Annotated in this window: 11 protein-coding genes and 1 pseudogene; 2 read left to right on the top strand and 10 right to left on the bottom strand. The window is 68.6% G+C overall.

Annotated features, from left to right (window positions below; translation table 11 throughout):
• Positions 1-63 precede the first annotated feature (63 nt).
• The 10 genes from BVG12_RS12265 to BVG12_RS12220 form a co-directional block, all read right to left on the bottom strand.
• A complete protein-coding gene (locus BVG12_RS12265; protein ID WP_075792627.1) occupies positions 64-996 on the bottom strand; it encodes a 2-hydroxyacid dehydrogenase in 933 nt (310 codons plus the stop codon).
• Complete coding sequence (locus BVG12_RS12260) at positions 996-1,814, bottom strand: GNAT family N-acetyltransferase (RefSeq protein WP_075796327.1); 819 nt, start codon at positions 1,812-1,814, stop codon at positions 996-998. The genes BVG12_RS12265 and BVG12_RS12260 overlap by 1 nt, the downstream gene beginning before the upstream one ends.
• A 219-nt stretch (positions 1,815-2,033) precedes the next feature.
• Entirely contained in the window at positions 2,034-2,975 is a 942-nt protein-coding gene (locus tag BVG12_RS12255; protein WP_075792626.1) for a CopD family protein, read from the bottom strand.
• Positions 2,975-3,340, bottom strand: a complete 366-nt coding sequence (gene copC, locus BVG12_RS12250; protein WP_075792625.1) for a copper homeostasis periplasmic binding protein CopC — start codon at positions 3,338-3,340, stop codon at positions 2,975-2,977. Before copC ends, BVG12_RS12255 begins: the two co-directional genes overlap by 1 nt.
• 26 nt (positions 3,341-3,366) lie before the next feature.
• Positions 3,367-3,726, bottom strand: coding sequence for a copper-binding protein (locus BVG12_RS12245; RefSeq protein WP_075792624.1), 360 nt, complete (start codon positions 3,724-3,726; stop codon positions 3,367-3,369).
• A 22-nt stretch (positions 3,727-3,748) separates the two neighbouring features.
• Positions 3,749-5,140 (bottom strand): multicopper oxidase family protein, encoded by a 1,392-nt coding sequence (locus BVG12_RS12240; protein WP_075792623.1) that lies wholly within the window; start codon positions 5,138-5,140, stop codon positions 3,749-3,751.
• Positions 5,137-6,492, bottom strand: coding sequence for a TolC family protein (locus tag BVG12_RS12235; protein WP_075792622.1), 1,356 nt, complete (start codon positions 6,490-6,492; stop codon positions 5,137-5,139). The genes BVG12_RS12240 and BVG12_RS12235 overlap by 4 nt, the downstream gene beginning before the upstream one ends.
• 67 nt (positions 6,493-6,559) lie before the next feature.
• Positions 6,560-6,937 (bottom strand): hypothetical protein, encoded by a 378-nt coding sequence (locus BVG12_RS12230; protein WP_075792621.1) that lies wholly within the window; start codon positions 6,935-6,937, stop codon positions 6,560-6,562.
• Between the two features lie 63 nt (positions 6,938-7,000).
• Complete coding sequence (locus tag BVG12_RS12225) at positions 7,001-9,445, bottom strand: TonB-dependent receptor plug domain-containing protein (protein WP_083684952.1); 2,445 nt, start codon at positions 9,443-9,445, stop codon at positions 7,001-7,003.
• 182 nt (positions 9,446-9,627) lie between these two features.
• Positions 9,628-10,551: a LysR substrate-binding domain-containing protein gene (locus BVG12_RS12220; RefSeq protein ID WP_075792619.1), complete on the bottom strand. Its 924-nt coding sequence runs from the start codon at positions 10,549-10,551 to the stop codon at positions 9,628-9,630.
• Positions 10,552-10,610: 59 nt separating this feature from the next.
• Between BVG12_RS12220 and BVG12_RS35075 the strand changes: the two are divergent.
• Together BVG12_RS35075 and BVG12_RS12210 are read left to right on the top strand one after the other, a co-directional pair.
• Positions 10,611-10,811: pseudogene (locus tag BVG12_RS35075) on the top strand (hypothetical protein); the annotation flags it as partial.
• Between the two features lie 149 nt (positions 10,812-10,960).
• The gene (locus tag BVG12_RS12210; protein WP_075792618.1) at positions 10,961-12,013 is read left to right on the top strand and encodes a DMT family transporter; all 1,053 of its coding nucleotides are present in this window, start codon (positions 10,961-10,963) and stop codon (positions 12,011-12,013) included.
• Positions 12,014-12,089 lie beyond the last annotated feature (76 nt).

Genomic DNA, 12,089 nt, shown 5'->3' with positions numbered 1-12,089 from the left:
AACTTGCAGAAATTGTGAATTTGAACGCCGGGCGGCATTTTGTGCTGCGTCCCCGGCGTGCCCTCAATAACCGCGCTGGCGTTCGACCACGCCCGTCAGCGCGAGGCCGGCCCGATGCCGGCGGATGTTGTCGAGGACGGCGTCCACCGCCGTCCCGGGCTGGGTCATGCTGGCGATGTGGGGCGTCAGCACGATGCGCGGGTGGTGCCAGAACGGGTGCCCGGGCGCCGGCGGCTCCGGGTCGCAGACGTCGAGCACGGCGGCCGACAGGCGGCCGTCGTCGAGCGCGGCCAGCAGGTCGTCCTGCACGAGGTGACCGCCGCGGCCGCAGTTGACGAGCGCCGCGCCCGATGGCAGCGCCGCGAACAGGCGCGCGTCGAGAATGCCGCGCGTGGCCGCCGTCAGCGGCAGCAGGCAGACGAGGATGTCGGTGCGCGCGAGGAAGGCCGGCAGCGCGTCCGGCCCCGCGTAACAATCGACGCCGTCGATCGTGTGTGCCGAACGGCTCCAGCCGGCGCAGGGAAAACCGAAGCCGCGCAGCTTGTCCAGCACGGCGCGCCCCAGCATGCCGAGGCCGAGGACGCCGACGCGGCGCGAGGCCGCGGTACGGACGCGGTGCGCCTCCCACCGGCGGTCGCGCTGCTGTTCGCGGTATGCGGGCCAGTCGCGGTGCAGGGCCAGCACCGCCAGGGTCGCGTATTCGACCATGCCGTCGACGATGCCCGGCTCCACCATGCGCAGCACGGGCAGGTGCGGCGGGACGCGCGCGAAGTCGAACTGGTCGATCCCGGCGCCCACCGAGAACACGAGCTCCAGCCGGGGAAAGCGCGCGAGATCTTGCGGCGGCTCCCAGGCCGCCAGGTAGCGTACCCGCTCGGCCTCCGCGTCGAGCGGCCATTGACGGAATTCCAGTTCGGGCGCCTTGCGCTCGAAGCACTCCGCCCACTCCGCCCCGCGTACCGGGTCGGCCTTGTACAGGAAGATCGGCCGCGGCATCAGCCGAGGGCCTGGTTGACGATGGCGAACTGGCGCACCGTCCCGTCCGGGAGGGGAGGCTCGCCGCGCACCATCGTCGTCACGGTGTCGACCTGCAGCAGGCCCAGTTCGTCGAGCCATGCGCCCAGGCCGCAGCTGGCCGGCACGTCGATCCGCACGAAGGCGCCGGCATAGGTGCCGGTCCAGTGGCTGATCAAGGCCTTGGCGCGTTCGATGTCGGGGGCGACCACCGGGCCGATGACGTAGCCGAGGCCGAAGCGGCGCAACATCGCGTAGCCGATCAATTCGTCGTAGCGGTCGATCACCACGCACTCGGCCACCTCGCGCAGCGCGGCCAGCACGGTGGCGCGCGGCATGCCGGCGGCGCGCGCGCCCAGCGCGGCCAGCGCCGCGTCCTCGCGCGAGCCCAGGGGGCGGATCCGCTCGCCGGGGGGCAGGGCCATCAGCTTCGTGCCGAACACGCTGCCCTGGTGCTGGCAGATCGCGCCGGTCTGCCCGAAGCCGAGGCCCTGGTAGAGTTTTGCGCCGACGTCCGTCGAGTGCAGGACGATGTTGCGCTTGCCCAGTTCGCCCATCGCCATCGACATGAGCTTGCGGCCGATGCCGTGGCCCTGCCACTCCTGGCTGACGATGACCATGCCGATCGAGGCGAATTCGCTGCCGTGGCTCCAGCACATGATGGTGCCGACCACCGTGTCGTCCGCCTCGGCGACGAAGCCCATGCCGAGCCGGTGGATGAAGTCCCAGTCCTGCTGCCGGTGCGGCCAGCGCAGCGATTGCGACAGGCGGTGCGCCCCTTCGAGATCGTGCTTGTGCATGCGGCGATACGTTATCCCGGTGCGGGCGATGTGCTGGTCCACGGTTCCTCCTGGTGTGCGGTTTTTGGGCGGCCCGACGGATGCTAACGCCGTGCGCGCCGGGGCGCCAGAGGCCGCATGCAGAACGCAACGTTGTCGCGTGCCGGCACGGTCGTGCGGTACAAACTGCTGAAAGGAGCCGCCGCGGCCGCGCACGCTGCGGCGGTCTTCCCGGCGCGGTCAGGACATGAGATCGGCGGGCGGCGACGTCGATGCCAGCCATGCCGCCGCCACGACGACCGCCAGCAGTATCGCGGCCTCCACCAGCAGCACGCGCCGGAAGCGCGCCGGCAGCGGCGCCGGCGCGGCCTGGCCGGCCGCCTCGCGCGCGAGCCAGGGCGGCATCACGACAAAGCGGTTGAACCCGCCCAGCAACGCCGCGATGCCCACGAGGAGCAGCTTGGCCACGAGCGTGGCGCCGTACGGGTTGCCGAGCAGATTGGCGAAGCCGCCGAGGTTGCGCCAGCTCGCATACAGGCCCGTGACGAAGATGCCGGCCAGCGCGATCGTGGCCGAGGCGGACAGCGACGCGACATACGCCGACCGCGCGCGGCGGTCGTCCGCGGCCATGGGTCCGGACGGCTTCAGCATGATGCCGCCGGCGACCAGCACTTCCCCGACCCACACGCTGATCAGGCCCAGGTGAATCCAGTCCGCCAGCAGGGGCAGGCTGAAGTCGCCCTCGCTGTCCGCGTGGCTGACCATGCTGCGCGTGTACCAGAACACGCCCAGCGCGGCCAGCGTCAGCATGGCGGGCGCCGCATTCCGTTTGCCGGGCAGGCACGCCGCCGCCGCCGCGGCGACCAGCCCCGCCATCCCGATCGCCCAGGCCAGGCCCAGGTGCGTGGCGTGCAGCATGGTCCAGGTGGCGGCGCCCGCTTCGGCGAGCGGGACTTCGGCCATCGCCGCCGATTCGATCCACAGCAGCGCGGCGTCGGCGAGCAAGGCGGCGACGATAGCGGCGACGGCCGCATGGCGGACCGGCGGGCGCCGCGCCGCGGCCCAGGCGGACGCATCGCGGCCGAGCCACAGGCGCGCCAGCGCCGTCCCCGTGAGCAGGGCCACCGCCAGGTTCAGCAGGGCAGTGACGAGGCGCCCGGCGGTCAACAGGTCCGGCGCCATCACTTGACCGTGAACGTGACTTCGCCCTTCATCTTGTGGCCGTCATGGGTCATGGCCGTCCATTGGATGTGATATTCCCCGGCGCCCAGCTGCGGCAGCGGCACGCGCATGGCGGTGGGATCGGCCTTGTCGATGGCCGTCGCGCCGACCGCCACCGGCGTATTGTGCGGCCCCGTCACCTGGATCTTGCTGAACGCCGGTTCCAGCGCCTCGTTGAACTTCAGGCGCACCTGCTGCGGGGCGGCGTCGAGCGTGCTGCCGGCCCGTGGGTCGGACGATTGCAGCTTGGCGTGCGCGAAGGCGGACGATGCCGCGACGCTGGCGAAGGCAAAGACGGTTGCGGCCATAACGTGTTTGATGGACATGCTTGCTCCTGATAGCGTGATTGGGGTCAGTGCGTCGCCGCGGCCTGGTCGGCGGTTTCCAGCCGGGTCACCGTGAGCGTGCCGTTGACGCGCTCGACGTGGAACCGGATCGGGTCGCCGGCCTTCGCCTTGTCGAGCATGGCCGGATCGCTTACCTTGAACGCCATCGTCATGCCGGGCATGTCGAGGTTCTTCAGCGGGCCGTGCCTGATCGTCAGCTTGCCGGTGTCCTTGTCGACCTTCTTCACTTCGCCGACGGACAGTGGCGCGGCATCGTCCTGCGTCGCGGCCGGCATGGCTGCCTGTGCGAATGCGCCGGGGGCCGCCGGCGCCAGGCCGGCGGCGGTGGCGATGAGGGTGCTGAACAGAATGGATGAGCGGGTCATTGGAATCTCCAAAAAAGATGCATCAGTGGCTGGCGTGGCCGGACGGTTTCTTCACGGTGAGTTCGACGTCCGGCGGATGCGCCGCGGGCATGGCGCCGTGGCCCGCGCCGTGGCTGCGTACCGGTTCGGCCAGGTCGCCCGTCCACTCGTAGGCGACGGTGCCGGCCGGGTGCTCGTACCAGCCCGGATCGGTGTAGTCGCCGCGCTTCTGGTCCGGGCGCACCTTCAGCACGGTGAACATGCCGCCCATCTCGACGCCGCCGAACGGACCTTCGCCCGTCATCATCGGCAGCGTGTTTTCCGGCAGCGGCATCTCCATGCCGCCCATCGATCCGCCCTTGTCGCCCATGACCATGTAGTCCGGCACGATCTTGCCGATCTTTTCGGCCAGGCCGCGGTGGTCGACGCCGATCAGCGTCGGGACATTGTGGCCCATCGCGTTCATCGTATGGTGCGACTTGTGGCAGTGGACGGACCAGTCGCCCGGTTCGTTGGCGACGAACTCGATCGCCCGCATCTGGCCGACCGCGATGTCGGTGGTGACCTCCGGCCAGCGCGATCCGGGCGGGGTCCAGCCGCCGTCGGTGCCGGTCACCTCGAACTCGTGGCCGTGGAGGTGGATCGGATGGTTCGTCATCGTCAGGTTGCCGACGCGGATGCGCACGCGGTCGCCCTGGCGTGCCGGCATCGCGTCGATGCCCGGGAACACCCGGCTGTTGAAGGTCCAGAGATTAAAGTCCAGCATCGTGTTGATCTTCGGCGTGTAGCTGCCGGGATCGATGTCGTACGCGCTCAGCAGGAAGGCGAAGTCGCGGTCGACCGCGTGCAGCGACGGGTCTTTCGGATGGGTGATCCACAGGCCCATCATGCCCATCGCCATCTGCGCCATCTCGTCGGCATGCGGGTGGTACATGAAGGTGCCGGCGCGGCGCGCGACGAATTCGTAGACGAAGGTCTTGCCCGGCGCGATGCCCGGCTGGGTGATGCCGGTCACGCCGTCCATGCCGTTCGGCAGGCGCTGGCCGTGCCAGTGCACGCTCGTGTGCTCGGGCAGCTTGTTGGTCACGAAGATCCGCACGCGGTCGCCCTCGACGACTTCGATGGTCGGCCCGGGCGACTGGCCGTTGTAGCCCCACAGGTTGACCTTCATGCCCGGCGCGAACTCGCGCACGACGGGTTCCGCCACCAGGTGGAACTCTTTGACGCCGTGGTTCATCCGCCAGGGCAGCGACCAGCCGTTCAGCGTGACGACCGGGTTGAACGGACGGCCGTTCGGCGGTGGCGGCGGCACCCGGGTCCGGGCGCCGTCCGCGACCATGGCCTCGGGCAGCGATGCCGCGCCCACGCGGCTCACGGCGGCGGTGGTCACCGCGACCGCACCAGCGTTCTTGAAGAAATCTCGACGGGAAATCATTGTGCTGTCCTCGCATCGGTCGTGCCGCCGGTATTCATGGCGAACTGGAGATGGGTATCGGCGATCCAGAAATCGCGCTGCGCGGCGATGGCGCCGTTGACGCTGGCAAGCTGCTCGCGCGATTCCGCGAGCAGTTCGAAGGTACTGGCGAGCATGCCGTTGTAGCGCAGCAGGACTTCGTCGGCGATCCGCTTGCGCAGCGGGACGACCTCGTCCCGGTAATGCCGGGCGATGTCGTAGGTGGTGCGATAGGCCGCATAGGCCTGGCGCACCTCGGAGCGGGCCCGCACGGCGATGTCGGCGGTGCGCTGCACCGCCTGCAAGTAGGTGGCCTCGGCCCGCGCCACGCGCGCCCCGCCCCAGTCGAACAGCGGCAGTTCCAGCGCAACCTGGTAGCCGTCCTGGCGCGCGGCGCCGGTCGTGCTCTTGTTGGCGTAGCCCGCGTCGAACACGTTGATGAAGCCCGTGGCCCGGGTCAGGCCCAGTGCCTGCGCCTTGGCCTGCGCATCCTGGCGGGCGATGAGGACGTCGAGTCGCCGCTCCAGCGCTTCGGCCTCGGCATTCGCCGGCGCGCGCGCCTGCGCGGGCAGGTCGGGAAGCCGGTCGGGCAGGGTGAAGCCGGTGGATGGATCCTGCAGGCCCAGCAGGCGGACGAGTTCCTCACGGGCGGTGGTGGCCTGCAGGTGCGCCTGCGCCTGCTGCGTGACGGCATCCTGGTAGTAGGCACGCTCGCGCGCCGCATCCAGTTCGCTCCAGTTGCCGGCGGCCCGCATGCGCGCGCCGAGTTCCGCGGCCGCCTCCGCCGATGCCCGTACCTGGTCGGTGAATGCCGACATCTGCGCGGCGGCGACGGCCGTGTAATACGCTTTTCGCGTGTCCGCGGCCAGCTTCACCGCGTCCATCGCCGCCTGCAGCCTGGCTTGCTCGAAGCGCCGGCGTTCGATCCGGGTGCGGGCCGGCAGGGTCAGCAGGGCGGCGAGGTCGAAGGACAGGCCGCGGTCGATCTCCGTGCCGCCGCCGCCGCGCACCCGGCCGAAGCTGAAGCCGGGGTTGGGCAAGCGGCCGGCCTGGACGAAGTCGGCCTCGGCGATCGCCAGTTCGGCCAGCGTCGCCCGCAGGCCCGCGTTGTTGAGCAGGGCGACGCGTACCGCGGCGTCGGCGTCGAGCGGTTTGGCAAGCAGGGCCGCCACGTCGGCATGCGCGTCCTGGCCGCGCTGCAAGGGCGCGGGCTGTCCGATGCGTTCCTGCGCGAGCCGGGCGACGTCGCCGAGACCGCCGTCCGGTGAAAAGGTCGTGCAGCCGACAAGCAGCGGCACGCCGGCCGCGTACAGCAGCAGGGATGGAATTTTCATGGTTCGTATCGTATTGATTGGGGCCGGACGGGCGGCCCGGATGCGCGCCGGCGGCGCGCACGTCACATCAAGCGAACGAAGCCCGGGGCGGCCGTTCGAGGGCCGCCGGGACGACGGACGTCATCGCCGCTTGCGCAATCGCAGGCAGCGACGAGTCCGATGAGGGGGCGTGGAAGGTCGGGAGCCGCACGGGGAGCGCGGCGGCGCCGACGCAGCAACTGGCGCAGGCGGAGCACTTGCCGTGGGACGATGCCGCCGTCTTCGCGGCGGCCTTGCCGCAGTGGCCTGCGCCGGCGTGCGCGGTATCCTGGTGGTGCCGGTGCGCGGATGCGAGCACGGTCGCGTGCGCGGCCGTTTCCGCTTGCCCGCAGGCCATCGCGGCGCCGCCCTGGAGGGACAGCACCGTGATCGACAGCCACAGGAAAAAGCGGATGAACGAGCGCATGGTGCGAGCATAGTACCCAATTCAAGAGCCGGCATCAAGGCAGGGTTGCCGGCGACGTTCCGCCTATAACGAATAGGCAAGCTTGACGTAGTAGTACGCGCCGTTGATGCCAAAGGGCGAGAAGCTCGGCAGCACATACGCATGCGTATATCCCTGGGATATCGCGTGTTCGGGGAAATGGTTGAACAGGTTCTTCACGCCCGCCGTCAGGCTCAGCCTCGTACTGAAGTCGTACCCGGACTCCAGGTCGGCGATCGTGGTCGGCCTGATGCGGTTCGTGTGGAATGGCGCGCCATCGGTGTCGGGGTCGGCGACCGTCAGTTGCGTTTCCCCGTAGCGGGTGACGCGCACGTTCACGTTCCAGTCGCCGTTGTAGTACTTGGCTCCCAGGATCAGCTTGCTCTTCGGTGTCGCGTCGATGACGGGTGAAATCGCCGCCGGATTGAGGCCCCCCGGCAAGCCGACGCCGGTCACCCGGTTGTGGTTCAAGTTGAGTCCGGCCGTCCACTTGACCTTGCCGTAGGCGCCGAAGTCGGTGGGATAGTCGGCTGTCGCGTCGAGACCGTGGGTACGCGTATCCACGCCGTTCGTCAGGAAGCTGACGGTGGCGTCGGTGATGCCGGGGTCGAGTACGCTGCCGTGGGCGACGATCGCCGCATCGGCACCGGCGCCGCTGAGGGTTCCGGAGCCGATGATGCGATGACGGACGTCGATCCGGTACAGGTCCACCGTGACCGCCAGGCGTGGCGCGACCGTCGCGACCAGACCGACGCTGAGGTTCGTCGATTTTTCCGGTGCCAGCGGCTTGGCGCCTGCGAACGCGGCGGAGGGCGAATTCGCCGGCAGGACGACGTCGGCATAGGTCGGTCCGACATTCGTCGCGGAATAGAATTCCTCCTGCAGCGTCGGGGCGCGGAACCCGTTGCTCACCGTGCCGCGCAGCGCAACGTCGGGGGTGAAGTCGTAGCGGCTCGTCAGCTTGGCGTTGAACGTGTTGCCGAAATCGCTGTAGTGCTCTTCCCGGCCGGCCACGCTGATCTGCCATTGCGGCACGGGTCGTACGCCGACGTCGATATACCCGGCCACGTTGCGGCGCGTGTGCCGGCCCGCATCGGCGAGCGCGTATCCCGGAAAGCCGTCGGGACCGAAGTCGTAGCGCGAGGCCGCGTCGCCGGCGCCGAGACTGTACGCTTCCCGGCGGGTTTCGAGACCGAACGCCAGCGTCAGCGGCGCCTGCCAGCCGATATCGAACGACTTGCCGGCATCCGCATTCGTGGTCCACTGCGAAAACATGTAGCGGCCGTCGTAGAAGCTGGTCGGTGAATTTCCCGTATCCCGCAACAACGGCCGGTTGACGCTGTGCTCGACGCCGATCGCGATGTCGTCGCGCCCGTACGTCGTGCTCAGGTCCCAGTGCCAGCCGCCGCCGGTCGTGCCCTTGATGCCGACGGTCGCGGCATAGTCGTCTTCCTTTGCCGTTTCCAGCGGTTCAAAGCCGTTGGGATAGAAGGTCGGCGCCTTTTTCGGCGTGCGCCAGTTCTGCCAGCTCCAGGCATCACGGTGGGCATAGGTGGCGTTGCCATAGGCTTCGGTGCCGGCGGCCAGGTGCAGCCCGGCGTTCACGGCGGCGCTGCCGACGCGGCTCTTCGAATCGCCGCTGACTTTGCTGGGAAACGGATCCGACGTCGGCGAGCGCGGGACCAGGGGTGTGCCGAAACCGTTGCTGGTGACCAGGTCGGCTCCGGTCTGGTTGGTGAAATCGTGGTCGCGCAATTGTGCGGACAAGTGGGCGAAACCGTTCGATCCCAGGCCGAATCCTTTGTCGACGAGCAGGTCGCGCGTCAGGCCGTTGTGCTCATGGTGCGGATTGACCTTGCTGTTGCCATGCCTGCCTGCCATCAGGCTGATGTCGCCCGTGCCCGGCGACGATTTGAGAATGATGTTGATGACGCCGGCGATCGCGTCCGAGCCGTACTGCGCCGCGGCGCCGTCCTGCAGGACTTCGATGTGATCGACCGCCGAGACGGGAATGAGGTCGAGGTCGGCCGGCGAGGAGTACTGGTTGGGCCCGGCATCCGCGGCGATGCTGGCGGTACTGTGGCGGCGTTTTCCGTTGACCAGCACAAGCACGTGATTCGGGCCCAGGCCACGCAGCTGCACCGAGCGGACCATGTTGCCGATGTCGCCGCTGACGGACTGCGAATCATAGGATGGCATCAGGGCGGTCATGGCGTCGAACAGGTTCGATGCGCCCGTCTCGCGCAACGCATCGGCGGACAGTACCGCGACCGGCGCGGCGCTTTCACGCATCCTGGTGCCGATGCTCCTCGTGCCGGTGACGATCACCGTCTCGGCAGGGGAGAGGGCATGGTCGGACGTGGCCGTACTCTGGGCAATGGCGGCAAGCGGCGCGGCCAGCAGGGTGGCAACCGCGATGTGGATGGCGTGCGGCGTCATGCCGGTGCGAGGGACAGGAAACGACTGGTGCGCGCGATGCGTCTTTTGCATTTTATCCTCGAGATGTTGTTATGTTTTTGCCGACGCGCGGGATTGCATGCGGTCCACAAAATTACAACATGGACAAACAGCGCATCGTCGCTGATTTCGGTATGCCAGGAAATACAAAACACCGTTCAGCGACGGCGGAACAGCATGTTCGAGGGGAACGGTGCAAAAAGAGGCGTTTACCGCTAATCCGCGGGCCCGGCACCCGGCATGGCGGCGCGCGCGAAATACGTCTCGAGGAATTCGACACAGGCCCGCAGCTTGCCGGAGCCGGCCAGGCGCTGCGGATAGACCGCCCACACATTGGCTTCCTGGGTGTACTCGGGCAAGACCTGCACCAGGGTGCCGGCATCGAGATGGGGTTGCGCATTCCAGCGCGAACGCAACACGATGCCCGCGCCGACCAATGCCCAGCGCAGGGCGATCTCGCCGTGGTTGGAGGACAGCGTGCCGGATACCTTGACCGTTTCCTCGCCGTCCCGCCCGCGCAGGCGCCAGACGCCGAACGGGTGATCGCGCTCCTTGATGGGGAGGCACTGGTGGGCCGTCAGTTCCTGCAGATGGCGCGGCGTGCCGTGGCGTGCCAGATAGCCGGGCGCCGCGCACAGGATCCGGTGGTTGGCCATCAGCTTGCGGGCGATCAGGTGCGGGGCGATCTCGTCGCCGACCCGCACGTCGAGGTCGAACCCTTCCGCGACGGGATCGACGAGGCGGTCGAATACCTCGAACCGCACCTGCAGGCCGGGGTAGGCGGCCGTCAGCTCGACGAGCGCCGGCGCCACCCGGATTCTGCCGAAGCCGAAACTGCTGCAGATGCGCACCTGGCCGCTCGGTGCGCGCCGCCGTTCGCCGACCTCGTCGACCAGCTCGTCCAGTTCCGCGAGAATCGACTGGGCGCGCACGAAGACCTGCTCGCCGTCCGGCGTGATGACGATGCGGCGGGTCGACCGCTGGAACAACAGCACGCCGAGCGCCGCCTCGAGGATGCCGATGCGCTTGCTGACATAGGCGACGGACATGCCGAGTTCTTCCGCCGCGGCCGCAAAGCTGCCCTTGCGCACAGCGGTCACGAATACCTTCAGGTCTGCGTTTTCGATTCTATTATTCACGGCCCGTGTCTTTCTGGTTCGCGTTTTTGTCGATTATAAACGTATCGTTTTTGGTTGCCATGACGGTTTCACCCCGACCGGGACGCGGAACGGCCGTGAGGACACATCGGATCGCAGTGATCGCCGGCGACGGCATCGGCAGGGAAGTCATGCCGGAAGGCCGGCGGCCACTGGACGCGGCGGCGCGCCGTTTCGACATTCCGCTCGCGTTCACGCGCCGCGAATGGGCGGATTGCGACCGATACCCCGGCACGGGAGAAGCGCCGGCACGACCGACGTCGGCATGGCGATCAGCCGGTACCTCGTTGCGGCGGCCGGCGAGGCATCGATTCGTGAAGACGTTAAAATGGCGACGACGACCGGGGCGCCGAGGCGAGGCTAACCGGCACACGGACTGGAAAGACTTTCGATGCACAAAGGCGTGATCCATGCGCTGCTTGCGGCGGCCCTGTTCGGCGCCAGCACGCCATTCGCAAAACTGCTGGTCGGCACGGTGCCGCCCGTTGCCCTCGCGGGCATGCTGTATCTGGGCAGCGGACTCGGGCTGCTGGTGTGGCTCGCGCTGCGCGCCGTGCGCCTTCGGAACGGGCAGGACAAGCCCGCCGGGCTGACCCGGCCCGACCTGCCGTGGCTCGCCGGCGCGATCCTGGCGGGCGGCATCGCCGGGCCCGTGCTGCTGATGGTCGGATTGACGCTGACGCCCGCGTCGTCGGCCTCGCTGCTGCTGAACATGGAAGGCGTGCTGACGTCGATGCTCGCGTGGTTCGTGTTCAAGGAGAACTTCGACCGCCGCATCTTCATCGGCATGCTGTTCATCGTCGCGGCCGGGATCCTGCTGTCGTGGGAACAGGTGCCGACGCTCGGCGTGCCGACCGGCGCGCTGGCGATCGTCGGCGCCTGCCTGTGCTGGGCGATCGACAACAACCTGACGCGCAAGGTGTCGGCCAGCGACGCCGTCCAGATCGCGTGCGCCAAGGGTCTCGTCGCCGGCGTCGTCAACCTGGGCATTGCCGCCATGCTCGGCTTGCGCCTGCCCGCCGCGCCGGCGATGCTGGGCGCCGTCGCCGTCGGATTTGCCGGCTACGGCCTGAGCCTCGTGATGTTCGTGATGGCCTTGCGCCACCTGGGCACCGCGCGCACGGGCGCCTATTTTTCCGCCGCACCGTTTGTCGGCGCCGTGCTCGCGCTGTTGATGCTGAGGGAGATCCCGACCGCCGGCTTCTGGCTGGCGGCCGCCCTGATGGGCGTCGGCATCTGGCTGCACCTGACCGAACGGCACGAGCACGAACACCAGCACGAGCCGTTGACCCACGCGCACGCGCACGTCCACGACGCGCACCACCAGCACGAGCATGACTTCGAGTGGGACGGGGCCGAGCCGCATACCCATCCTCATCGCCATGCGCCGCTCCGGCACACGCATGCGCATTATCCGGACATCCACCACCGGCATGAGCATTGAGCACATTGACATGCCCGGCGGCGGCGCCTTGCGCTTGAAGGAGGCCGATCAGGTCTGACAACCCGACCGGAGGTCG

The sequence above is a fragment of the Massilia putida genome, assembly GCF_001941825.1.
In the GTDB taxonomy this organism is placed as follows: Bacteria; Pseudomonadota; Gammaproteobacteria; order Burkholderiales; family Burkholderiaceae_D; genus Telluria; species Telluria putida.
This window is presented reverse-complemented; position numbering and strand designations above follow the sequence as displayed.

Bases quoted from the DNA above. Each gene is read 5' to 3' on its own strand.
- BVG12_RS12265 (WP_075792627.1), bottom strand. From the start codon at position 996: ATGCCGCGGCCGATCTTCCTGTACAAGGCCGACCCGGTACGCGGGGCG.
- BVG12_RS12260 (WP_075796327.1), bottom strand. From the start codon at position 1,814: ATGCACAAGCACGATCTCGAAGGGGCGCACCGCCTGTCGCAATCGCTG.
- BVG12_RS12255 (WP_075792626.1), bottom strand. From the start codon at position 2,975: ATGGCGCCGGACCTGTTGACCGCCGGGCGCCTCGTCACTGCCCTGCTG.
- copC (WP_075792625.1), bottom strand. From the start codon at position 3,340: ATGTCCATCAAACACGTTATGGCCGCAACCGTCTTTGCCTTCGCCAGC.
- BVG12_RS12245 (WP_075792624.1), bottom strand. From the start codon at position 3,726: ATGACCCGCTCATCCATTCTGTTCAGCACCCTCATCGCCACCGCCGCC.
- BVG12_RS12240 (WP_075792623.1), bottom strand. From the start codon at position 5,140: ATGATTTCCCGTCGAGATTTCTTCAAGAACGCTGGTGCGGTCGCGGTG.
- BVG12_RS12235 (WP_075792622.1), bottom strand. From the start codon at position 6,492: ATGAAAATTCCATCCCTGCTGCTGTACGCGGCCGGCGTGCCGCTGCTT.
- BVG12_RS12230 (WP_075792621.1), bottom strand. From the start codon at position 6,937: ATGCGCTCGTTCATCCGCTTTTTCCTGTGGCTGTCGATCACGGTGCTG.
- BVG12_RS12225 (WP_083684952.1), bottom strand. From the start codon at position 9,445: ATGCAAAAGACGCATCGCGCGCACCAGTCGTTTCCTGTCCCTCGCACC.
- BVG12_RS12210 (WP_075792618.1), top strand. From the start codon at position 10,961: ATGCACAAAGGCGTGATCCATGCGCTGCTTGCGGCGGCCCTGTTCGGC.